General features: G+C 70.9%; 20 protein-coding genes. 7 read left to right on the top strand and 13 right to left on the bottom strand.

Going from position 1 to position 22542, the window contains the following annotated elements; all coding sequences use genetic code 11:
* Window positions 1-88 precede the first annotated feature (88 nt).
* The 4 genes from ACIRQ9_RS03170 (at window position 89) to ACIRQ9_RS03155 (ending at window position 2188) form a co-directional block, all read left to right on the top strand.
* A complete protein-coding gene (locus tag ACIRQ9_RS03170; RefSeq protein ID WP_404166578.1) occupies window positions 89-316 on the top strand; it encodes a hypothetical protein in 228 nt (75 codons plus the stop codon).
* On the top strand, window positions 313-1194 hold the full coding sequence (locus tag ACIRQ9_RS03165; protein ID WP_404166576.1) for a phosphotransferase enzyme family protein: 882 nt from the start codon (window positions 313-315) through the stop codon (window positions 1192-1194). The genes ACIRQ9_RS03170 and ACIRQ9_RS03165 overlap by 4 nt, the downstream gene beginning before the upstream one ends.
* Window positions 1191-1970: a glycosyltransferase gene (locus tag ACIRQ9_RS03160; protein WP_404166573.1), complete on the top strand. Its 780-nt coding sequence runs from the start codon at window positions 1191-1193 to the stop codon at window positions 1968-1970. The genes ACIRQ9_RS03165 and ACIRQ9_RS03160 overlap by 4 nt, the downstream gene beginning before the upstream one ends.
* A gap of 83 nt (window positions 1971-2053) precedes the next feature.
* The gene (locus ACIRQ9_RS03155; RefSeq protein ID WP_404166570.1) at window positions 2054-2188 is read left to right on the top strand and encodes an acetyltransferase; all 135 of its coding nucleotides are present in this window, start codon (window positions 2054-2056) and stop codon (window positions 2186-2188) included.
* 7 nt (window positions 2189-2195) lie between these two features.
* Here ACIRQ9_RS03155 and ACIRQ9_RS03150 read toward each other — a convergent pair whose 3' ends face one another.
* Window positions 2196-2843 (bottom strand): YdcF family protein, encoded by a 648-nt coding sequence (locus ACIRQ9_RS03150; RefSeq protein ID WP_404167502.1) that lies wholly within the window; start codon window positions 2841-2843, stop codon window positions 2196-2198.
* 239 nt (window positions 2844-3082) lie between these two features.
* On the opposite strand from ACIRQ9_RS03150, the gene ACIRQ9_RS03145 reads away from it, so the two are divergent.
* Window positions 3083-3298: a hypothetical protein gene (locus tag ACIRQ9_RS03145; RefSeq protein ID WP_404166567.1), complete on the top strand. Its 216-nt coding sequence runs from the start codon at window positions 3083-3085 to the stop codon at window positions 3296-3298.
* 304 nt (window positions 3299-3602) lie between these two features.
* Window positions 3603-4505, top strand: coding sequence for a YaaC family protein (locus ACIRQ9_RS03140; protein ID WP_404166564.1), 903 nt, complete (start codon window positions 3603-3605; stop codon window positions 4503-4505).
* Between the two features lie 362 nt (window positions 4506-4867).
* On the opposite strand, the gene ACIRQ9_RS03135 is transcribed toward ACIRQ9_RS03140, so the two are convergent.
* Complete coding sequence (locus ACIRQ9_RS03135) at window positions 4868-5656, bottom strand: SAM-dependent methyltransferase (protein ID WP_404166561.1); 789 nt, start codon at window positions 5654-5656, stop codon at window positions 4868-4870.
* Between the two features lie 108 nt (window positions 5657-5764).
* Between ACIRQ9_RS03135 and ACIRQ9_RS03130 the strand changes: the two genes are divergently transcribed.
* Window positions 5765-6358, top strand: coding sequence for a dihydrofolate reductase family protein (locus ACIRQ9_RS03130; protein WP_404166558.1), 594 nt, complete (start codon window positions 5765-5767; stop codon window positions 6356-6358).
* A 10-nt stretch (window positions 6359-6368) separates the two neighbouring features.
* Here the strand turns inward: ACIRQ9_RS03130 and ACIRQ9_RS03125 are convergent, their stop codons facing one another.
* The 11 genes from ACIRQ9_RS03125 to pstC all read right to left on the bottom strand — a co-directional run bounded on the left by ACIRQ9_RS03125 (window position 6369) and on the right by pstC (window position 22484).
* Complete coding sequence (locus ACIRQ9_RS03125; RefSeq protein ID WP_404167500.1) at window positions 6369-7874, bottom strand: dolichyl-phosphate-mannose--protein mannosyltransferase; 1506 nt, start codon at window positions 7872-7874, stop codon at window positions 6369-6371.
* 350 nt (window positions 7875-8224) lie between these two features.
* Window positions 8225-9232, bottom strand: coding sequence for a cytochrome c oxidase assembly protein (locus tag ACIRQ9_RS03120; RefSeq protein ID WP_404166555.1), 1008 nt, complete (start codon window positions 9230-9232; stop codon window positions 8225-8227).
* Window positions 9233-9407: 175 nt separating this feature from the next.
* Window positions 9408-11207: a phosphatidylglycerol lysyltransferase domain-containing protein gene (locus ACIRQ9_RS03115; protein WP_404166552.1), complete on the bottom strand. Its 1800-nt coding sequence runs from the start codon at window positions 11205-11207 to the stop codon at window positions 9408-9410.
* A 136-nt stretch (window positions 11208-11343) separates the two neighbouring features.
* Window positions 11344-11607 (bottom strand): hypothetical protein, encoded by a 264-nt coding sequence (locus tag ACIRQ9_RS03110; protein WP_351327979.1) that lies wholly within the window; start codon window positions 11605-11607, stop codon window positions 11344-11346.
* 299 nt (window positions 11608-11906) lie between these two features.
* Entirely contained in the window at window positions 11907-12764 is an 858-nt protein-coding gene (gene pstB / locus ACIRQ9_RS03105; RefSeq protein ID WP_404166549.1) for a phosphate ABC transporter ATP-binding protein PstB, read from the bottom strand.
* A 14-nt stretch (window positions 12765-12778) separates the two neighbouring features.
* Complete coding sequence (locus ACIRQ9_RS03100) at window positions 12779-13693, bottom strand: sortase (protein ID WP_404166546.1); 915 nt, start codon at window positions 13691-13693, stop codon at window positions 12779-12781.
* 73 nt (window positions 13694-13766) lie between these two features.
* Window positions 13767-15743 carry an Ig-like domain repeat protein gene (locus tag ACIRQ9_RS03095; RefSeq protein ID WP_404166543.1) on the bottom strand — a complete coding sequence of 659 codons (1977 nt, stop codon included), beginning with the start codon at window positions 15741-15743 and terminating at the stop codon, window positions 13767-13769.
* Window positions 15744-15854: 111 nt separating this feature from the next.
* Window positions 15855-18461 carry a hypothetical protein gene (locus ACIRQ9_RS03090; protein WP_404166540.1) on the bottom strand — a complete coding sequence of 869 codons (2607 nt, stop codon included), beginning with the start codon at window positions 18459-18461 and terminating at the stop codon, window positions 15855-15857.
* Window positions 18458-20140, bottom strand: coding sequence for a phosphate ABC transporter substrate-binding protein PstS (gene pstS, locus ACIRQ9_RS03085; RefSeq protein ID WP_404166537.1), 1683 nt, complete (start codon window positions 20138-20140; stop codon window positions 18458-18460). The genes ACIRQ9_RS03090 and pstS overlap by 4 nt, the downstream gene beginning before the upstream one ends.
* Window positions 20140-21498 carry a phosphate ABC transporter permease PstA gene (pstA, locus tag ACIRQ9_RS03080; RefSeq protein WP_404166535.1) on the bottom strand — a complete coding sequence of 453 codons (1359 nt, stop codon included), beginning with the start codon at window positions 21496-21498 and terminating at the stop codon, window positions 20140-20142. The genes pstS and pstA overlap by 1 nt, the downstream gene beginning before the upstream one ends.
* An 11-nt stretch (window positions 21499-21509) precedes the next feature.
* Window positions 21510-22484 (bottom strand): phosphate ABC transporter permease subunit PstC, encoded by a 975-nt coding sequence (gene pstC, locus ACIRQ9_RS03075; RefSeq protein ID WP_404166532.1) that lies wholly within the window; start codon window positions 22482-22484, stop codon window positions 21510-21512.
* Between the last annotated feature and the right edge of the window lie 58 nt (window positions 22485-22542).

Below are 22542 nucleotides of genomic sequence, written 5' to 3'. Positions count from 1 at the left end.
CGAGCGGTGGACTCCAGACGCCCTGAACCTGTGGATCCTGCACGCCGGCCGCGTCCGCCCAGTCGACGCCGGATACAACCGTTTCGAAGTGGGCCGGTTCCTGGAACGCGGCAACTGGGTGCGCCGCGTCGTCGCCCGCTCCCTGCGTCCCGACCCAGCCGCACCGGTCATCCACTTCGTGGGCCCGGAGAAGCCGTGGCAGGTGGCGTGCCCGCGCACAGACGACGTCCGCGAGTACCGCACCCTCTTACAGCGCGCCCTGCGGCACACCCGCGCGCTGGGCGCCGCCCACCCCGAGCCCGCGGGGCTTCGATGATCACGCCCCCGCCGGGGGTCTCCCGCGCATGCACCACCCTCCTGGGCACGCCCGCCCGGACCGCGGAACGGCTGAAGGCCGGTTCGCGCACCGCCGTATACCGGGCGGGACTGGCAGACGGCCGGAGCGTGATCGTGAAGCTGTACGCGCCCACCGCCGGCCGCAACGCGATCACCGAAGGCATCGCGATGCGAGCGGCCGAGGGCGCCGTTCCCGTCCCGAAGGTGCTCGGCTGTGGCACCACCTCCACCGACGGAGCCACCGCGCTCATCACGTCCGACCTCGGAACCTGCACCCTTGGCACCGCCGTACGCACCCGACGCGTCCCGCACACCCAGGCACTCAAGGATCTCGGCGACCTTCTCGGCCGGCTGCACCGGGCGCCGCTCTCGCCGTCGGTCAAGCGACGCCCGTTCGTCGACTTCGTCTCATCGCTGACCCGGCGCTGCCCCGCTGACCTGATGGACCAGATCGCTCCGGCGCTCGCCCTGATCGCCGAAACCCCCGGCACGGCGCCGGTGGTGTGGTGCCACGGGGACCTGCACTTCGACAACGTCGTCCTCTCCGGTCCCCGGGACACACGCCATCTGGTCGACTTCACCGACGCCGCCCCCGGCTCGCGGGAGTCGGATGTCGCCCACGCCCTCGTCATGACCGCCGCTCACCCGCCGTGGGACTGTGACGCACTGATCAGCAGCTATCCCCTCGCCCTGAACAGCGCCCGTCTGTCGGCATGGGTGGTCCTGATCACCGTCCGCTGCTGGGCGTATTCCGCTCCCGGCGAGGACCGAGCGCTGTGGCGCGGGCGGCTTACAGACCTCCCCCACCGGACACCCCACCTCTTCCGCACACCACGCACGGAAAGGACTCCCCGATGACCAGAGCCGCCGGCCTGACCGTCGTCATCCCCGCCCACAACGAAGCTGCGTACCTGCCCCGCTACCTCCCCACCGTCCTCGCCTCCCTCACCCAGTGGGAGGAGAGCAGCGGTGAGCGGGGGGAGGTGATCGTGGTCGACAACGCCTCCACCGACACGACCGCCGAGGTGGCCGCATCCTTCGGCGTGCGTGTGATCAGCGAGAGCGGGCGCAGTATCGGGCGAGTCCGCAACAGCGGCGCGGCCGTGGCCGGCGGCCGGCGGCTGTTCTTCACGGACGCCGACGTCGCACTGCCCTTGGAAGCGATCACCGCCGCTGCGACCGCGATGGACGAGGGGGCCGTCGGTGGCGCCATCCCGCCCCTCTACACCCCCAAGCGGCTCGGGGCACGGCTGCTGTGCGCGTACTGGGACCACTACCGAACCGCCCACAGTGGCGCGCAGGGCGTCGCCCAGTTCGCAACCGCCGTGGCTTTCAACACGGTTGGCGGATATCGAGACGACCTGTTCATGAGCGAGGACATCGACTTCTTCCGTCGTCTGACCGCCCATGGCCGGGCCACCGCCGCCCCGGTCGCAATCTTGGACGAGCTCTTCGCCTGGTTCGTCGACCACTGGAGCGGCATGGGCGACTTCTCCTGCGTAGTGGCCTACGACGGAGATGAGCCGGCCGGCTTCGCGTACAGCGCCTCCTCACCACTGGCCGCGATTGGTGGCGCTCCACCGCCTACGAGCCGAACAACGGCTACACCTCCACCTACGTGTTCTCCGGAGTGATGGTGTACCCCCGCTGACGCACACAGGGACTCTCCGAACGACTTCACGAAGCACTGCTCAAGGAACGTACGGAAGAACTCGCCGTGCTGCTGGTCGATGTGACCCACCCCAAGGTGCAAAAGCTCTACGAGACATGGGAAAACACCAAGGCCGGGGAGCAGCAGCCGTTCGCCCACTCGCTGGTGTACGCCGTCACGAACAAAGACCTCCGGGACTGAGTCACGCTCAGAGCGCGACAAGGCGGCTGTCGAACCCAGCGCACACAAGTCGCTCGTAAGCGTCATAGACGTCCCCCGGTACGACCTGTTCGACGGCGAAGCCGAGCTTCGGGTACTCGACCACCCGCTGCAAATCGCCGACGAGCATGTCGACGACCAGCTTCTCGTCGCCGATGGACTTGATGTAATCCTCCAGTTCCAGCGGCTCGGAGGCGCACACGACCTCCACCTCCGGCCACAGCTTGCGGCAGGTCGCGTACGAGCGGCGCTCCATGTAGGGCTTGGAGATCAGCAGCAGCGAGTCGACCGTGACGCCTGCGTCGGCCAACAGCTCGCGGGAGAAAGCGATGTTCTGGCCGGTGTTGGCCGCCTTCGACTCGACCAGGATCACTTCGTCCGGCACGCCCAGGCTCAGGGCGTGCTCGCGGTAGTGCACGGCCTCGCCGCACGGGAAGCGGGCACGCGTGGTCGGACTGTTGCCGCCGCTGAAGACAACGACCGGGAAATGGCCAGCGCGGTAGAGTCCGGCAGCTGTGGTGGCGACACCGAGGTCGTGACTGCCCAGCCCGATGGCCGCCGAGCAATGGCGCGGGGTGTGCCCCATCTGGTGGTAGTTCCAGATCAACTTCGTGTCGTGGAACTGCGCATTGGTCATCTGACACTGCTGGTGCTCCGACACCGACGCCTCCTCGGGTGATAACTACCCACACATTCCATCAGCGCCTGGCGGGCACCGCGCCCAGGACATTGGCGCCGACAGATATGCCTGCGAGATCCCGAACAGTGCTGGACACTCACCCAGTTCTCCGGCTAAGGCAGACCCTGCTCCTTGACGATCCCAGGAAATACGTAAATATCGCGCACGAATATGACCTTCACCCATACCCTCAAGCCGTGACAACCACAACTGAGGAAGATCAATACCTCAGGCGGATCCTTGCACTGCTGGACAGCGCCAGGCCGTACGAGAACCTCACCCAGTCCGACTCCAAGCAGTGGCAGGTCCAGCCCGGTAGCGCCCTCGCCGGCGACGACGCCAACGCCGACCCCTACCATGCGTCCCACAACGCCTGGACCGCTTTGACCGTGGCGGTGGACCATCTCCACTGATTCCGCTCCACGGCGGTGTGGATGCTCGGCCCTGCCCACCCCCTCGTACGCGTCCAGCGCCGACTGTCCATGCAGGTCGGCGAGCACAAGAACTCAGACCGCATGAACACCCTGCTTCAACGGCAGCCCAGGCGGCCGCTCGACGTACGGATGCAGCAGCTGACGGACCTGGTCGTGAAGGCGGGAACGGATCCAGCGGACGCAAAAAGGTCCTCAAGCCGTCCACATACTCAGAGATCGTTGCCGAACCATGGACGGATCAACAGCCATTCGAGTGGGTCTACGGCACCGCCGTACGAGCCTGTTGGACAAGACCAAGCTCAAGGAGTCCTCGTCCAGAAGGAAGACGTTCGCCGCTGCGCTGCAGCAGTTCGAGGAGCAGATGAACGCGGCGAAAGTCGTCTCCGCCGCCACACGGCCCATCAACCTGTACTACGGCCTCGTGCAGGCCGGCCTCGCGATGACCGCGGCCCATGCACCAGGGCGATTCACCTTCGACAAGCACGGCTTGAAGATCCTCGACATGGAGCAGAACATCCCCGACGTGGCTGTCAGGCCCGACGGCGAAGGCGCGTTCCAGGCGGTGTCCGACGCCACAGGATCCGAGCGGACGGCGGCTGCGATCAGCGTCGGGGCCTTGTGGAACTCGATTCCCGAACTCACTGAGGCGCCCCTTGACGGGATGGTGAGCGACCCGGCGATCATGTTCCTCGCAGATAGCCAACCAGCCTTGCGAGGTGACTGGGAAAGCTGGAACGGCGACACCGCGCCGCCGATCGAGTACCTGCGCGCCACGATCCGTGTGAACGACGAGACGCCCTCGGGGGCAGACAGGAAGGCATGGTTGGCGTCATTCCTGCCGAAGTACCCAGGTCTGCACGACGCACGTCTCTGGGGCAGTGAGCAGGATGCCTTCACGGAGATCCGCCCTGGGCGCTTTTCCGTTGACATCTGTTGGCCTGCCCCCGAGCGGGCGATGGAGGAGGCTGAAGTCGACAGTTTCTTCGACAGCAGGGCTCCTGCCTACCGCTTCACCGCGGACCGTTTCGCACGACCGTCTTTCGAGCCCACCAAGACTCCTCTGACTCCCCTCATGTCCTGGTGGCTGATCCTCTACAGCTTTTCGATGCTGGCCCGATACCAGCCCCGAAAGTGGTCCGAGGCCCTGGTCGTCGACAAGTCCAAAAGCGCAGCCGCCCTTGAGTAAGCCATGGACATCGCCCTCGAAGTCGTCCCTCATCTCGTCCTCGAGGGGCTGGATCAGGAGCCGTTGTTGCTCGCGAAGCCGATGGCGTTCTGAAGCCGCCGGGGCACATGACCCTGGGAAACGGCGTTGACCCGTGAGAACTACGGAGAAGAGTTTTCCCAGGTCAACGCACATTTCCTTGCGAAACTCCAGGTCAACGCCCTCACGCCGCCAATCGCTGCACGAGTGGCAGGACTTCTCGCACCGCCTGCACGAGGCGGGACACCAGCCGTACTGTCTGGTGTGGCCCTGAGCCAGGGGTTCGGGGGTTGCGGGCGGGGTTCTCGGACCCCGCCCTCTGTGTGTCGCCGGGTCCGTCCGGCTCAGCGGATGCGGGCCACGCCCGCGTAGATGCCGCTGCCCTCGGCGGCCGGGGCCACCGAGGCGGCGAACCATTCCGTCGCCGTGACCAGGCCCGGCGTCACGAGGTCCATGCCGTCGAAGAACCGTTCCACCTCGGGGCGGGTGCGGAAGGCCAGCTTGATGCCGCCCTTCGCGTACTCGGCGACGACCTGCTCGACGAGGTCCGGGTAGAGGTCGGACGCGGCGTGCGACAGGATCAGGTGGCTGCCGGACGGCAGCGTGTCGACCAGGGCGCGGACTATGCCGTGGGCGTCCTGCTCGTCGCTGATGAAGTGCATCAGCGCGATCAGCGACAGCGCGACCGGGCGGTCGAAGTCCAGGATGTGCCGGGCGTGCCGGACGATCGCCTCCGGGTCGCGGACGTCCGCCTGGATGTAGTCGGTCGCGCCCTCGGGCCGGCTGATCAGCAGCGCCTCCGCGTGCCGCAGGACGATCGGGTCGTTGTCGGTGTAGACGACCTTGGCCGACGGCACGACCTCCTGCACGATCTGGTGGAGGTTCGGCTCGGTGGGAATGCCGGTGCCTATGTCCAGGAACTGGTCGATGCCCTGGGTGGCGAGCCACGCGGCGGCGCGGTGCATGAACTGGCGGTTCTGCCGGGCGGCGTCCCTGGCCTCGGGCGGCAGCCTCTCGCCGACCGCCTCGTCGACGGGGTAGTTGTCCTTGCCGCCGAGCAGCCAGTCGTAGACCCGCGCAGGGTGCGCCCTGCTGGTGTCGATCGACGGAGACGGCTGAGGATTGGACGTCATGGCAACTCCATCGCGCCGGTGAGAAGTACAGAGCGAGTTCGCGGTGATCGTACTCGTCATCTCATCTGCCATGGACAGTGGGCGACTTGACCACTCTGGAGGGTTTCGATGCGCAAGGTGACCTATTCGATGAGCATGTCGCTCGACGGCTACATCGTCGGGCCGGACGGGGGCTTCGACTGGTCGGCCCCCGACCCGGAGCTCTTCCGCTTCTGGATCGAGGAGATCCGGGGGGTCGGCGTCCATCTGATGGGACGGCGGCTGTACGAGACGATGCTGTACTGGGAGACCGCCGACCAGGAGCCCGCCTTCAGCGACGCGGACCGCGAGTGGACGGCGCTGTGGAACCCGCTGCCCAAGGTGGTGTTCTCCACCACGCTCTCGGAGGTCCGGGGCAACGCCCGGCTGGTCCACGGCGGCGTGGCGGAGGAGATCGCGCGGCTGCGGGCCGAGCCGGGGACGGGCGAGATCGCGATCGGCGGCGCCACCCTCGCCGCCGAGGCGGCCGCGTCGGGCCTGATCGACGAGTACCGGGCCATGGTCTACCCGGTGCTGGTCGGCGGCGGCGTTCCGTTCTTCCCCAGGGAGGAGCGCCGGGTGGACCTGGAACTCGTCGAGAGCCGCCCGGTCAGTTCCGGGGTCGTCTACCTGCGGCACCGGGTGGTGCGCCGGGAGGCTCCGGCGCCGGACGGGGCGGAGTGAACGGCCGCCCTCAGATCCAGGTGTCGAGCCACATCCGCGCCTGCCAGCCGGCGTACGGGATGGTCTGCCCGGTGTAGATCGGGAAGAAGTAGACGAAGTTCCAGGCGATGAGCAGGACGAGGGCGCCCGCGGCCACCGCGCCGGTCAGGCGCCTGCGCTCCGTCGCGCCCGGCGGCCCCAGCACGGCCCCGATCATCATCGCCACGGCCAGGCACAGGTAGGGCACGAAGGCGACCGCGTAGAACGAGAAGATCGTGCGGTCCTGGTAGAGGAACCACGGCAGATAGCCGGCGCCGACCGCGCACAGCACGGCGCCGGCCCGCCAGTCGCGGCGCAGCGCCCAGCGGTGGAGGAGGTAGACCAGGGCGGCGCAGGCGGCCCACCACAAAAGCGGGGTGCCGAGCGCGAGCACCGTCCGGGTGCAGGGGGCGGCCGTGTGGCAGCCCTCCTCGCCGGGTTGCGGCGAGGTGTAGGAGAACAGCACCGGCCGGCCCTGCACCAGCCAACTCCACGGGTTCGACTGGTACTTGTGCGGCGTGTGCAGGCCCACATTGAACTGGTAGACCAGGTACTCGTAGTGCCACAGGCTGCGCAGCGGGGCCGGGATCCATGACCAGGTGCCGCCGCGGCCGTCCGCCCAGTGGCGCCCCCAGCCGTCGTCGGACAGGAACCAGCCGGTCCAGGTCGCCAGATAGGTGCCGACGGCGACCGGCGCGAGGGAGAGCGCGGAGGGCACGAGGTCCCTGCGCAGCACCGCTCGGTAGGGTCGCCGGGCCCCGGCGACCCGGCGCGCGCCGACGTCCCAGAGCAGGGTCAGGACCATGAAGAAGGCCAGGAAGTAGAGGCCGTTCCACTTGGTGGAGGCCGCCAGGCCGAGGAGGAGGCCGGCCGCGAGCCGCCAGGGCCGCGCGCCCGTTCCCGTGCGGTCGCCGGTGTCGCCGTCCGGGCGGATCCGGCCGTCCGCGCCGGCCGGCAGCGCCGCCGCGAGCCGGGCCCGCGCCCGGTCCCGGTCGACCAGCAGGCAGCCGAAGGCGGCCAGCACGAAGAACATCACCACGAGGTCCAGCAGCGCGGTCCGGCTCATCACGACGTGCAGGCCGTCCACCGCCAGCAGCGCGCCGGCCAGGCAGCCCAGGAAGGTGGAACGGAACAGGCGGCGGCCGATCCGGCACAGCATCAGGACCGACACCGTGCCGAGCAGCGCGGTCATGAACCGCCAGCCGAACGGGGTGAGGCCGAACAGCCCCTCCCCCAGGGCGATCACCCACTTGCCGGTCGGCGGGTGCGCGACGAACGACCCTCCGTCGGAGAGCGGGACGACCTGCGGATGGGCGAGGATCCGCGGGTCGGCGATCTTCCGGTCCGGCCAGGTGCCCTCGTAGCCGAGACGCAGCATCGACCAGGCGTCCTTGGCGTAATAGGTCTCGTCGAAGACGATCTGCCGCGGGCTCCCGAGCCGCCAGAAGCGGATCGCGCCCGCGAGCACGGCGACCAGCAGCGGTCCCAGCCACGCCATGGCCCTCGCGAGGCGGTACGCCGGGGCGGGCGCGAGGCCGAGGAACGTCCACAGGCGCGGGGACGGTTCCGGGAACGGCGGGACGAGGCGCTCCCGCACACCGGAGACGGGGCGGACGGGAACCGGGCCGGTGATCCGCCGGTCCCCGGGCCGCGTCCGGCCGCCGGTGCCGCGGCCCCGGTCCGTTCCGTCCGTCCCGACCGTTCCGACCGTTCCGTCCGTCCCGCCCGATCCGTCCGTCCCGTATGTGCCGTCTATGCCATCGAGCAAGTGAGCCACGTCAGTTGGACGTGATTTCGTCCGTACGGGTTGCGGTCCCGGGTGTCGGAGATGTCACTCCCGCGGCCCGGTCACTCCTCGCCGTGCTGGCGGCGGATCCTGGCGGCCACCTCGTTCGTCTCCGTCTCCCACCAGGGGCGGACCCGCTCGGCGGACCCGGCGGACCCCGCGGACGGGACGGACGGGGCGGACCCGGCCGCCGGGACGGAGGCGGCGACCGCGGCGGCCTGCTGCCGGTCCAACCGCCGGTCCAGCGCCGCCGTCTGCACCCGCTCCGCCCGCGCCCACTGGAACAGGATCAGCAGCAGGAACGGCAGCGCGACCAGCTCGGCGATGCTCAGCATGGCGCCGCCGCCGATCTGCTGGTCCTGGCGGACGTCCGGGGACCAGGACGGATGGTGGTGCAGGTACCAGGCGCCGGCGATCAGCGTGCCGTGCGTCATGACGACCACGCCCGGGATCGCGTCGATCACGCCGTCCAGGAAGACCAGCGCGGCCCGGACCGGGTGGGTGCACCAGGCGGGCAGGGTCTCCTCCCCGGCCAGCACGGGGACGACGAACAGGCAGCCCGCGGCCAGCAGGTGCAGGTACATCAGCTCGTGCAGCCAGCCCACCCGCAGCGCGGTGGCGAAGTAGGGCGTGAAGTAGACCGTCAGCTCGGTGGCGAGCACCAGCGCCGTACTGACCAGCGGGAAGGTCAGCAGGCGCAGCACCCGGCCGGTCGTGGCGCGGCGCAGCCGTGCCGCCGCGGGCCCGGGGAGCGCCCGCGCGGCGAGACGCAGCGGGTCGCCGAGCGCCAGGCCCAGCGGCGCGACGAGGTCGAGCAGCACGTTCTGGACGGCGGCCGGCCAGAACAGCACGTGGTCGTAGACGGCGAGCGCCGACATCGTCGCCACCACGAGCGCGCCGAGCCCGACGACGGCGAAGGCGGCGGTGCGCACCGGCGACCAGGATCCGCCCGCGGCGCGCACCCGCAGCACACCCCAGCCGTACAGGCCGCCCAGCAGCACGACCAGCAGCAGCGCGGGGACGTCCGGCTGCCACGCCGTCAGCAGCCCGCCCACGGTCGGTTCGGCCATCCCGCTCGCCCTCCTCGGGTCCTTCGGTCCTGCCGCGCTCGGGTCCAGGACGAAACGGGTCAGGTCCGACCCACTGCGCGACGCTATACCCGACGCGCCCGGCCCTCGCACCGGGCTCCCCGTACCGGCGGCGGCACCCGGCCCGGGGCGGCCGCTGCGGGCCGCCCCGGGAGGCTCACGCCCCCCAGGGAACCGTGAGGAAGCCCTCCGCGCGGGCGCTGGCCAGGCCGATCCTCGGGATGTCGCTGCTGCGGGCGAAGAGCAGGTAGCGCGGCTCCCATATCGGGCGGTACTTGGCGTTCGCCCGGTACAGGGACTCGATCTGCCACCAGCGGGAGAAGAACGTGAGGGTCGCGTGCCACAGGCGCAGCACCGGGCCGGCGCCGAGGCGGGAACCGCGTTCGAAGACCGAGCGGAACATCGCGAAGTTGAGGGAGACCCGGTCCACCTTCAGGTCGGGAGCCCGCAGGAGGAGTTCCACGACCATGAACTCCATCAGGCCGTTCTCCGCGTCGCGGTCGCGGCGCATCAGGTCCAGGGAGAGGCCGTGCTCGCCCCAGGGGACGAAGCTGAGCAGGGCGCGGGGCACGTCGTCGGCGTCCCGGCACTCCAGCATCACGCAGCGGCCGTCGGCCGGGTCGCCGAGGCGGCCGAGCGCCATCGAGAAGCCGCGTTCCGTGGTGCCGTCCCGCCAGTGGTCCGCCCGGTCGGTCAGCAGGGACATCTCGTCGGGCGGGATGTCCTCGTGGCGGCGGACCCGGACCGTGTAGCCGGCGCGGCGGACCCGGTTGTGGGCCTGGCGGACCACCCGCATCGCGCGGCCCTCCAGGGTGAAGTCGGCGATGTCGACGATCGCCTCGTCGCCGAGTTCCAGGGCGTCCAGGCCGTGGCGGGCGTAGATGGTGCCCGCCTCCTCGCTCGCGCCCATGACGGCGGGCGTCCAGGCGTGCTGCCGTGCCTCCGTCAGCCACGCGTCGATCGCGCCGGGCCACGCCTCCGGGTCGCCGATCGGGTCGCCGGAGGCCAGGCTGACGCCGCCGACGACGCGGTAGGTGATCGCCGCCTTGCCGGTGGGCGAGAAGATCGCCGCCTTGTCGCGGCGCAGGGCGAAGTACCCGAGGGAGTCGCGGGCGCCGTGCCGGTCCAGCAGGCCCCTGAGCTTCTCCTCGTCCTCGGCGCCGAGCAGGCGGCGGCCGCGCGGGGAACGGAAGCCGGCGTACAGGACCAGGCAGAAGGCGGCGGCGAGCAGGACGTTGATGACGATGTCGGTCCAGCGCGAGGCGTGCACCGCGGTGACCCGGTCGGCGAGCGGCCCGACGCTGATGCCGCGCAGCAGCGTGTAGGCGATCTCGTCGGGGAGGGTGGCGCCGCGGGAGGTGTTCGTGACGTGCACCAGGAGCGTGCCGAGGACGCCGGTGACGGCCACGCCGCCCACGCCCACCGCCAGCGCGAGCCGCGGGTTCGACGGATCGCCGATCGCGTCGAACTCCCGGCGGCTGATCAGCAGCGCGGCCACGAAGAGGCCGGTGAGGGCGGCGGAGACCCAGTTGAAGGCGTGGGCGCGGTACTCGTGCTGGGTCAGCGCGAGGACGTAGAGGACGAAGAGCGGCGCGGACAGTACGACGTTGACCACCCACGCGGCCCGCTTGCGGCGGCGCATCACCAGCACGAAGAAGATCGCGAGGGCGGCCGAGACCAGGCCGGCGGTGGCCAGGTACGGGGTGAAGAACTGGCCGGAGTGGTGGGCGTGCTGCCGGTGGAGGTGCAGGGTGAGACGGCCGTTGTTGTGCTCGTCGACCTCCTGCCTGAACGGCAGGGACAGCACCGCCGCTATGTTCAGGACGGCGATCAGGCGCAGGTACCAGACGGTGGCGTCGGCGGCCCGTCTGCGCAGCGCGGCACCGGGCGTGGTGTCGGGGGCGCGCCGGTCGGCGGACGGGCGCGGGAGGTTCAGGGTCGACTGCTGTGCGGACATGGTGGCCGGGTCACCTTGGGGACGGGGACGGGACGATGGCGGAGGGAGCTGACCCTACGGTCCGTAGGGTAACGGCGGGAGACGACAGGGCGACCCGCCGTGGTGCGGAATACGGTGTGAAAGGCGCGGGAGCCTCTTACGGACACTCCCGCTCGGCCCGCCGCCGGGCCGCCAGCACCCAGGCGATGTTCCCGATCGCCGCCCCCGCGGCCACCGCCGCGACGATCACCCCGCCCGTCGCCAGCCCGTCGCTGAACAGGTGCGGGCGCCGGTCGAGGCTGTGCAGGCCGAAGCCGGACAGCTCGTACACGCCGACCGCCGCGATCAGCAGGCTGGCCACCAGCATCGCGACCGTGGGAGCGAGGCTGCGCCGCGTCTCCGTTGCGTCCGTGCCCTGCATGAGTACCCCCGATGAGCTGACGAACCGCCGTGGCCGATGGGGAACCTACAATACGTAGGGTCGGAAGGGCCTCACGACGAGCGTCATCACCTCGGCACGGACACGGGGGCGGCGCGGCCCCGGGCCGGTGTCCTCGGTGTTCTCCGTCACAGCCGTCCCCGCCTCGTGTTCCGCACGGGTGACGGCCCGGCGTACGCGGGCTGACGGCGCCGGACGGCTTCACACTCCGCGCCCCCAACGACTCGCCGCCGGGTCCCGGTGCGGAACCCGGCGGCGGACCGTCCCGCTCGCGGCGCGGCTCAGCCGAACCGGCCCGCCACGTAGTCGGCGGTGCGCTGGTCCTGCGGGGAGTTGAAGACCGCGTCCGTGGCGCCGTGCTCGACGATGCCGCCCGGGGTGCCCTGCTCCGCGAGGAAGAAGGCGCACTGCTGGGAGACGCGCGCCGCCTGCTGCATGTTGTGGGTGACGATCACGATCGTGACCTGGCCGGCCAGGTCCTGGATGGTCTCCTCCACGCGCCGGGTGGAGGTCGGGTCCAGGGCCGAGCACGGCTCGTCCATCAGCAGCACCCGGGGGCGGACCGCGAGGGCCCGCGCGATGCACAGGCGCTGCTGCTGGCCGCCGGAGAGCGCGCCGCCGGGCTGCCGGAGCCGGTCGCGGACCTCCTTCCACAGGCCCGCGCGGGTCAGGGACTCCTCGACCAGCTCGTCCTTCTCGCGGCGGCCCGCCCTGGTGCCGGTCAGCTTCAGGCCCGCCACCACGTTGTCGTAGATCGACATCGCCGGGAACGGGTTCGGCTTCTGGAAGACCATGCCGATCCGGCGGCGCGCGTCGGTCAGCCGCCACGACGGGTCGTAGATGTCCTCGCCCTCGAAGAGCACCTCGCCGCCGAACTGCGCCGACGGGATCATCTCGTGCATCCGGTTGAGGGTGCGCAGGAACGTGGACTTGCCGCAGCCGGACGGCCCGATGAGCGCGGTGACCTCACCGGCGGGCATGGTCAGCGACACCCGGCCGAGCACCTGGTGCGAGCCGAACCAGGCGGAGACGGCACGGGCTTCGAGGGTGGCGGGGGCGGGGCCGTCGGCCGCCGGGACGGCGGCGGGGAGCACGACGGTGTCGGTCGTCCCGACGGGGGTGGTGGCGGTCTCGGTCATCTCATTCACCTGGTTCACAGCAGATTCGGCAGCAGTTCGGTGGATCGCGTCGCGACCTGGAGGCCGAGCACCGCGACGACCGGGGCGAAGGCGATCCACGTCTGGTGGCGGCCCCAGCGGTGCCAGGCCCAGACGGCGGCCACGGCGGTGAGCAGCAGCGCCTGCAGCCACATCACCAGCGGCCACGGCACCCCGGAGGGGCGCGCGAGGGGTTCCTCGGAGGCCGGCAGGGTGCCGGCGCGGATCACCGCCGGGGGGGTCTGGAAGGCCTTGGAGACCAGGTCGGCGTCGACCCGCAGGATCCCCGAGGGCGCGAACCGCGGGCCCGTGGCCGTGATCAGCACGAGGCGGCCCCGGCCGGCGGCCAGCGCGGTCGGCGCCGGGTCGCCGGCCCGTCGCACGTCGATGACCTGGTAGTCCGCCTTGCCCTGGCCGGTGATCACGGTGAAGGTGTCGCCGCTGGTCAGCTCGGCGAGCCTGCCGAACGGGCCGCCGTACGCGGCCGCCCGGCCCATCACCACGCTGGTGCCGGCCTGGCCGGGCATCGGCGTGTCCCGGCGGTGTCCGGGCCCGTCGGTGAGCACGGAGGAGTCGGTGCCCTCCAGGACGACCTGGCTCAGGCCGAGCTTCGGGATCCTGACGAGCGCGAGCGGGGTGCCCGGCGCCAGCAGCTTGCCGTCCTGGCCGGTCTGGGCCACCGGTGCGGTGCCGAGCGCGAGTTGCTCGCGCAGCTGGTCGAAGTCGGCGTGCTGGGCCGCGTGTTGCTGGGCTCCGCTGACCACCAGCAGCTGCGCGGTGATGCCGAGCAGCAGCGCGGCGAGGCTGAGCAGTCCGCCGCGCGAGAGGTGGCGGACGAAGGTGACACCGCGGACGGGCCTGCGCGGCACGGCCGCGGCCACAGCTTTCGGTGTCGGTACGGCGACGGTCACGGGGCCCGCCTCCTTCACAAGACGCGTGCGGGGCCGCCGGGAGCGCGGAGGCTCCCGGCGGGCCCGTCAGGGGTTACTTGGAGGTGATGCTGAAGTTGCTGCCGGTCTTCGCGTTCACGGTCGAGGAGCCGACGTAGAACGCGTGCAGGGTGTGCTTGCCCTTGGACAGCTTCGGCAGCGTGATGGTGACGTGGCCGCCGCTCAGGGTGCCGGTCGCGATGACCGTGGAGCCCTGGTAGACGCGGACGGTGCCGCCCGGGGTGGTGCCGGTCGCGGTGACCTTGACGGTGACCTTGCCCTTGGCGGTGTGGCTCACCGAGGTCGGGTGCGAGGCCGAGACCGCCGCCGACGCCTTCGTGATCTTCAGGGAGACCAGCGCGGAGGACGCGCCGAGCCGGGAGGTGCCCGGGTAGGACACCGACAGCGCGTGCGTGGCGACCTTGAGGTGGTTCGACAGGCCGATGGAGACCTTGCCGGACGAGTCCAGGGTGCCGGTGCCGACGACCGTGGTGCCGTCCTTGACGGTGACCTTGCCGGTCGGCTTGACGCCGTGCGTGCCGGTGACCGCGACGGAGACCTTCGGGGTCTTGCCGTAGGCGGTGGTGGCGGTGGTGGCCTTGGTGGCGCTGGCGTACTTGACCGCGCCGGTCCAGCTGGCCTCTTCACCGGTGCCGACCAGGTTGTTGGCCGTGACGGTGGCGCTGTAGGTGCCGGTGGGGAGGTTGGGGAAGGTGTAGGACGTCGAGGACTTCGCCAGGTCCTTCGTGCCGACGACGACGCCGTCCGCGTCCTTCAGGGTGACCCGGTAGTCCGTCACCGGCAGGGCCGGGTTGATGGTGCTGGGCGTCCAGCTGAACTTGACGCTCGCGTCGCCGACCGTGGCCTTCAGGGTGGGCTTGGCGGGGGCGCTGCCCGTCGTGGTCGACTCCAGGCCGCCGACCTTGGCGTGCTTGGCCAGGTTGATCGAGCCGTTGTAGGACTCGTTCAGGAAGCCGAAGTCCGCGATGACGCCCTCGGCGGCGTCCGAGGCCATGGCGGCCTCGTGGTCGCCGCTGGTGACGAAGACGTCGTAGACGTCCTTGTCGAAGAAGATGCTGGTCGGGTCGATCGCCCGGCTCGGCACGACGTTGTAGACGTCACGGCCGAAGGTGGCGTTCTCGTAGTAGTGGGGGACCGGGGCGAGCCGGCCGTCCACCGTGGTCACCGGGCTGGTGACGCCGCCGGTGTCGCCCGGCAGCTGGACGCTCGCCAGGTGCGCACCCGCGGCGACCGCGTCGGAGCTGTAGTCGGGGGCGATGTGGTTGTTCTGCGCGATCCAGCTGCCCACCGAGAACGGGACGAGGGCGCCGTCCTGGGTGAGGGCCGCGTCGGCCTGGTTCTCCTGGACGGTCGGCAGGGTGGTGTCGACCGTGCCCTCGGTCAGGCCGATCGCGGCGAGGAAGAACTTGCGGGTGCCGGAACCGCTCTGCGGCAGAACCGGGTGCAGGGTCTGGCCGCCCAGCGTGCGCGTGCCGCCCGCCTTGTAGATGTCGAACAGCTGGTCCTTGGTCAGCGAGTCCAGGCCGGTGCCACGGACCGCGACGCCGACCGCGTCCCGCGCGAACGGGATGTAGGTCAGGGCGTTGCCCACCAGGTTGCTCGGGCCGCCGGAGGAGCGGGCGAAGTCCACCTGACCCGACACGGTGGTGTCGTTGAACTTGTCACCGGTCAGCGAGTCGCTGAGCGCCGTACGACCCGGGCCCGAGCCGTTGGGCCGGTTGAAGGACGGGCCGCCGGAGCGGGTCTGGATGGTGGCGGAGCCGATCGCGTCGTAGGAGGCGAGGCCGGCGCCGGCGGTCGACTTCACGGCCTTGTCGGCGTAGGTCTTGCCGTTGACCGTGTCACCGGCCAGCGCGTTCATCACGTCCTGCGTGGTGTCGGAGCCCACGCCGACGAGCTGGCGGAAGGTGCCGGCGGGGGTGGGGTCGGCGTAGGCCGGGCTCGCCAGAGCCAGGCCACCGGCCACCACTGCGGCGGCGACCAGGGCCGCCGTGGAGCGCGTTCTGCGCATCGAATGTCTCCGTGATGTGTGAAGGAGCGAGGTGCAAAGGGATCTGGCAGGGTGGTGCGGGCCGTCCGCCCCGACTGTCCTTCGGGGCGGGCGGCCGTCCGTGGGGCGGCCTCAGGGCCGCAGCAGCCTCCGCAGTCGCTGCGGAAGGTCGGGCAGGACCGTCGCCGTGCGGCCGCCGGGCAGCGGGACGCGCAGTGGCAACCTGAGCCGGCCGCCGCCCGCGAAGGGGGCGCCGGCTCCGGCGACCGCGCCGAGCGCGGCCCCGACCGGGACGGCGTACCGCAGCGGGTTGGCGGGGTCGGCGGGCGTGTTGCCGGCCGCGGTGGTCTGCAGCGCCTCGCCGCCGTCGAACGACGCCTTGGGGCCCGGTGTGGCCGAGGAACCGGCGGCCGGTACACCCGTGCCGGCGCCGCCGGACGTGCCGCCGTCGACCCCGGCGGTGCCGGAGGGGTCACCGCCCGAGGTGTCGGTGCCGCCGCCGTCGGCCGGACCACCGCTGTCGGCGGGGCTCGGGCCGGTGTAGCGGATCAGGGCGTCGGCCGCCTTCTCGGTCAGGCCGCGCAGCTTCTTCGGCAGCGGGGCGTAGCCGGCGGGCAGCCGGCCCGGGTCGGCACCGGTGATCTGGCCGTTGCCCGCCGCGTACTTGAGCAGGTAGGCGTAGTCCTGGCGGGCGGCCTTGCTCACCTTGCCGGGGCGGACCGCCGCGTAGACCAGCTGGGCCAGCGGGTAGGCGGTCTTGGCCGTCGCCCCGGTCGGGGTGATCTCGGCCAGGTCCTTGCCGGAGGCGCTCGCGGCGGCGGACGTCAGGGCGCTCTGCGTCGGCCCCGCGAACGCTCCCGCCGCGTTGCGCAGGCGGGCGGTCTGCAGGCCGTACCGGGTGGCGGACGCCGCGTCGGTGACGGTGATGAGGAACCGGGAGCCCACGGTCTGCGGGCCGGGGCTCTTGTACGCGGGCGGCACGGCCAGCGGGTCCCAGGTCGACTTCCAGAGGCCGTCGGCGCGCCGCGTGTGCAGAGCGCCGGCGTGCATGTCGTCCACGTACGGATGGAAGTCGATCATGCACTGCTTCTGGGTGGCACCGCTGCCCGACGGGACAGTGCACCAGGGGTCGCTCTTCGGGTAGTCGTCCGTGTGGGACGGGTCGAAGGCCGTGCCGGTGGGGTTCAGGTCCGTGTTGGTGGCGTAGTACGGGTTGACCCGCATGCCCCAGTCGTCCGGGACACCCGCGAGGAACTGCCGGGCGTCCTTGTCGGACAGGATCCACTGCCACAGCGCGCGGGCCGAGTCGGAGTGGCCCAGCGAGGTGAGCAGGTCGGTGTCGGTGGCGGGGGTCTCGGCGACCGAGAGATCGGCGAACTCCGGGTTGAGCGAGATGAACTCGGGGTCGGTGGCGAGACCGGCCGGGTTGTTCTTCGCCCAGCCGTACCCCTTGGCGGCGGTGCCGTTGATCACCGCCTGCCAGGTCGAGTTGCGGTACGACTCGGTGAGCAGCTTGGCGGCCAGCCGCGGAGTGATGTCGATCGACTCGACCTTGGTCCCGGCGAGTCTCTTCTCCGACTCCGGAGCGTCGGACCTGGGTCTCCGCTCGATCGTGAAGGCGATCACGGTTCCGGAGAGCGCGACCGGCGCGTACGACGTCGTACCCGAGGGCGGTGTCGCGCCCAGGTCGGCGCCGAGCTTGCGGGTGGTGAAGGCGAGGCCGAAGGAACCGTCGGTGCCGAGCCGGGTGCGGGCGTCGGGTTCGCCCATCTCCGTGTAGCCGTAGACCTTGCCCGCCGGGCACATCGCACCCTGCCAGCTGGTCATGGCGTCGGCGGCGAGTTCGCTGCCGGCGGTGGGACGCTCCTCGGAGCCCAGGGCGCAGTTGGTGCCCACGCTGTTGAAGTCCAGTTTGACGGCGATCCGATTCTTCCAGTTGGTGGAGGAGACCGGGGAGCCGGCGTTGACCTGGCTCTGGTCGGCGTACGGCTTGCCGTCGAGGTCGAGGTGGCCCTGCGGGACGATCACCAGCCAGCAGCTGCGCGGTTTGGTGACGCCGTTGGTCGTCACGGGCAGTCCACAGCCCAGATGCGGCGCCTCGTTGGCGGTCTGGACCTCGAAGAACTCCTGCCCGGTGCCGGCGGCGCTGGTGCGAGCGAAGTCGACCTCGTTGGTGGTGTTGTAGTTGAAGTAGGGGTTGTTCTGGGTGTTGTTGGTGACGGTGTCGCCGCTGACCGGCTTGAAGGGGACCTCGCCGGGGGCGTTGGGATTGCCCGAGCCGAACCGGTCGTCCTGCCCGTAGTTGGTGGGATCGGCGCTGTAGAACACCCGGCGGGTGTCGTCGTAGTCGTTGCCGGGCCAGCTGCCGCGCCCCGTGGTCGGCGAGGCGCCGTACTGGCACTGCGTCCGCGACGGACCAGGATTCGACGGGACCGTCCCGTCGTCGTCGCCCCAGCACTGCATGATCTGCACGAAGTCCGTGTTGAACTGCGTGCCCGCGAAGCTGGTCGGCGTACCGCCGGTCCAGCTCACCGTGACGGCCTGGCTGGTGAGGTTCTTGGTCTGGCTGACCGTGAACTTCATGTCCTTGAACTCGCCGCGCCCGTCGACGGTCACGGCCGAGCCGGTGGACGCGGTGGCGGTGGGTGCGGTCTGGGCGATCGCCAGTCCCGCGAGGGCACCGACCGTGGCGCCGGCGAGGAGTCGTACCAGCGCGTTGCCCATCCGCGTGCGTCTCATCGCGAACTCCCGTCCTCGGAGCTGCCGTTGCTCCTGGTGCCGACCAGGCGCGACACCAGCGAGGGCAGCAGGAGCAGGCCGAAGACCAGGACCGCGGCGAGCAGCATCAGCGTCTGGGTGGCGGTCCAGCCGTGCCCGGTGGCCACCGCGACCGGCTGGGCCAGAGCGACGGTGCCGCCGGCGGTCGTCCCGCCGGCCGAGGAGGTGCCGCCGGAGCCGGTGCCGTCCGGGGAGAGGGTCTGGCCGGTGTCGGGGTCGACGGAGGGCGTGGCGCTGCTGCCCCCCGCGGAGCCGCCGCCGCCGGAGCCGGTACCGGTCGCGCCGCCGGAGGTGGTGGAACCGCCGCTGGAGGAGCCGCCGCTGGAGGAGTTGGACTTGGTGCCGCCGGTGCCCGTGGTGCAGGGCGCGGCGCCCTTCCTGTCGCAGGAGGCCGGGTAGGGCGCGGTCTGGGCGAGCCGGTTCTGGCCGCCGGCCGTGAAGGTCGGGTTGTTGCAGTTCTTGATGTCGATGTTCTGCGCCTTCACACCGGGAATCCGGCGGATCTGGTCGAACCCGGCCTGGACCAGGTTGATCGGGAGTGGCGAGTAGCCGAGCTTGGGCGCCTGTTGCTGTCCCTGGCACATGAAGTAGTAGGAGAAGGCGCCGAGCGTCTTGCCCTTCTCCTCGGTGAAGGTGCCCTGCACCTTCAGCGGCAGGATCATGTACGAGTAGCTGGACAGCGGGTAGTTGCGCTTGTCGGTGTCGTTGTAGACGCCGTCGAGCTGCTGGGTGAGGTAGTCCGCGGAGCTCTTGTTGGTGTTGATCTTCGCCTTGAGGAGCGAGACGGCGACATTGGAAGGGGTCGGCTCGGTGTAGTAGCCCGCGTGGTTCAGGACCTTGGCAACCGGGTAGTGCGCGTTGAGCGCGTAGGAGTAGTTGACGTACCCGATCGCGCCCTCGCCGTAGTTCTGGGCGACGTAACCGGCGACGCCGAGGTCACCGGACTGGGCGATCATGCCGGAGACGGTGGGGTAGTACGAGGTCTGCCCGCAGGAGCCGGACCGGCCGACCTTCGCGCAGTACGCGTTCCACAGCGCCTTGTGCTGGTTCGCCATCCACATCGTGAACTGGGCGGTGGAGCCGGAGCCGTCCGAGCGGACCACCGGGACGATGGTGCGGTGCGGCAGCTGGAGGCCGGGGTTGTCGGCCTTGATCGTCGGGTCGTCCCAGGTCTTGATGGCCCCGGTGAAGATCTTGGTGACCACGTCGCCGGAGAGACGCAGGTTGGTGACCCGCCGGCCGTTGACGGTGAGGTGGTACATGAACACCGTGCCGCCGGCCACGATCGGCATGTAGGCGTACGACCCGGAGCCCGGACGCTCGGCCGCGCTGCCGTCGGTGGGGTTCGTCTGGAACGGGATGTCGGAGACCGCGAAGTCGACGGTGCCGGAGAGGAACTGGCGGCGGCCGTCGGAGGAACCGGTACCGGCGTAGCTGATGCGCATGCCGTACTGGTTGACGGCGCGGCGCCACTCGTCGACGGCGTTCTCGGCCCAGGTGGAACCGGCGCCGGCGATGGGCGTGTAGCTGTCGGCGGACGCGCTCTGCGTGAGGCCGACGACGGTCAGGGGGGTCAGGATGCTGAGCAGCGCGGCGAGGACGCCCAGCCGTCTCAGGGCGTTGAGGAGCTGGCTGGCCATCAGTGGCTGTCTCCGTCCGAGGGGCCGTGTCCGGCCTCGTTGTCGGGTGCGGGTGGGTGGGGGCTGGTCGCGCCGTTCCCCGCGCCCCCTTCGGGGCGCTCGGTACCGGCGTCTTCCGAGGGAGCGGGCTCGAACGACTCCGGTCCCGGCGTGTGCGGTTCCGTGAACCTCTGGGCGTCCCGGCGGGACGCCCGTGCCGCCCGCTTCGCCTGGCGCTTGTTCTGGTGGCCGGGGCCGCGGCCGCCGATCACCCGGGCGATGGCGAAGAGGATCAGGACCAGGGCCATCAGGACCGCCGCCGAGCCGAAACCGCGGGCGATCATCGTCGGTTCGGGAGACTTGACGAAGTTGAAGACGGCGAGCGGGAGGGAGACCATCGGGCCGCTCGTCGGGTCGGCGTTGAGCGCGGCCGTGAAGCCCGCCGTCAGCAGGACCGGCGAGGTCTCGCCGATGCCGCGGGCGGTGCCGAGGATGACGGCGGTGGCGAGGCCCGAGCGGGCCGTCGGCAGCACCACGTGCCACACCGTCCGCCAGCGCGGTGCGCCGAGCGCCTCGGACGCCTCCGTCAGCGTGCCCGGCACCAGCCGCAGCACCACGTCCGAGGCGCGGATCACGATCGGCAGCATCATCACGCTGATCGCGAAGCCCGCCGCCAGACCCGACTTCTGCATGCCGAGGCCGAGGATCCAGACCGCGTACACCATCAGGCCGGCCACGATCGACGGCAGCGCGGTCATCGCCTCGACGATCGTGCGGACGAACCGGGAGAACCGGCCGCGGATCTGGTTGAGGTACACCGCGCAGGCCAGGCCCAGCGGGACCGTGATCGCCAGCGCGATCGTGATCATGATGAGCGTGCCGAGCATGGCGTGCGCGATGCCGCCGTGGGTCAGCGGGTCGAGCGGGCCGGCCGCCTGCATGTCCTGGGTGAAGAAGTTGCCGTGCGGCAGGGCCTCCCGGCCACGCCAGGCGGTGAAGCCGACCACCATCGTGAGCGCGAGGAACATCAGCCCGCCCGCGGTCCACAGGACGATGGTCATCACCCGGTCCCGTACCGCCTGGCCGTCCTCGTCGAGGCCTGTCAACAGCGCGTAGATGCCGAGGAACGAGAGGTACGCGGTGACGAAGAAGCCCAAGGCGCCGGAGAACGGCGCGAGTTCGCCGAAGAGCAGGATCGCGGTGCACAGCCCGGAGGCGGCGGCGCCGAGCAGCGACAGCACGCCGGAGCGGGTGAACCCGCCGATCCGGCGCGGCACGTCGGGGAGTTCGGGGGCGGGGTCGGCCGCGGCCACGACCACGGTGCCGTTCACGGGGACGTCCCGGGCGGTGTCCCGAGCGGTGTTCTTCTCAAGGTCCACGACGGTCATCGTCAGGCCTCGCTCTGCGCGCCGGACCGTGACCGCGCCACGATCGAGGAGGCGGTGAAGTTGACCGCCAGGGTGAGCAGGAACAGCGCCAGGCCCGCGGCCATCAGCGCCGACATGCCGAAGGTGGAGGCGTCGCCGTAGTGCAGGGCGATCAGGGAGGAGACCGAGTTCGAGCCGGTCTGCAGGATGTGCGGCTGGATCGCGAAGACCGGCGAGATGATCAGGTAGACGGCGATGGTCTCGCCGAGCGCGCGGCCCAGGCCCAGCATGGTGCCGCCGATGATCCCGCCCATGCCGTACGGCAGCACGACCGAGCGGATCATGCCCCATCGGGTGGCGCCGAGCGCGTAGGCGCCCTCGCGTTCTCCGGCCGGCGCCTGGGCGAACACCTCGCGCATCACCGAGCACTGGATCGGCGCGACCATCAGGGCGACGACGATCCCGGCGACGAAGGTGGAGGCGGTGTAGACGCTCTGGGAGGCCAGGGGTTCACCGGCCTGGACGCCGTCGACGTGCAGGAACGGGATCCACCCGAACCAGTCCGACAGCCAGCGCGACAGCCCGATCACGTGCTGCTGGAGGAAGAACAGCCCCCACAGGCCGTAGACCACGGACGGTACGGCGGCCATCAGGTCCACCATCGTGACCAGGGTGCGGCGCAGGGACCGGGGTGCCACGTCCGAGATGAACAGGGCGGTCCCGATGGCCAGCGGCACGCTGATGGTGACGGCGACGGCGGCGATGAGCAGCGTGCCGGTGAGCACGGCCGCGATGCCGAAGCGGTGGACGTCCGGCTGCCATTGGGCTGTCGTGAGGAAGGCCCAGACTCCTCTCGCCCGCAGTGCCTGTCCGGCGCGGAGCAGCAGGAACAGGCCCACCGCGGCCATGATGGCGAGGACGATGCCGCCCGTGGCCGTCAACTGGTACCGGAACATCCGGTCCCCGAGCCCCCGGGCGGCGGTCAGCCGCCTGGGCACGGGTCTTTCGGATTCCGCCCCGGCGGAACCCTCGAGTGTGGACACCACTGTGTCCCCC

The organism is Streptomyces sp. NPDC101237 (assembly GCF_044767465.1).
Lineage (GTDB): Bacteria > Actinomycetota > Actinomycetes > Streptomycetales > Streptomycetaceae > Streptomyces > Streptomyces gramineus.
This window is presented reverse-complemented; position numbering and strand designations above follow the sequence as displayed.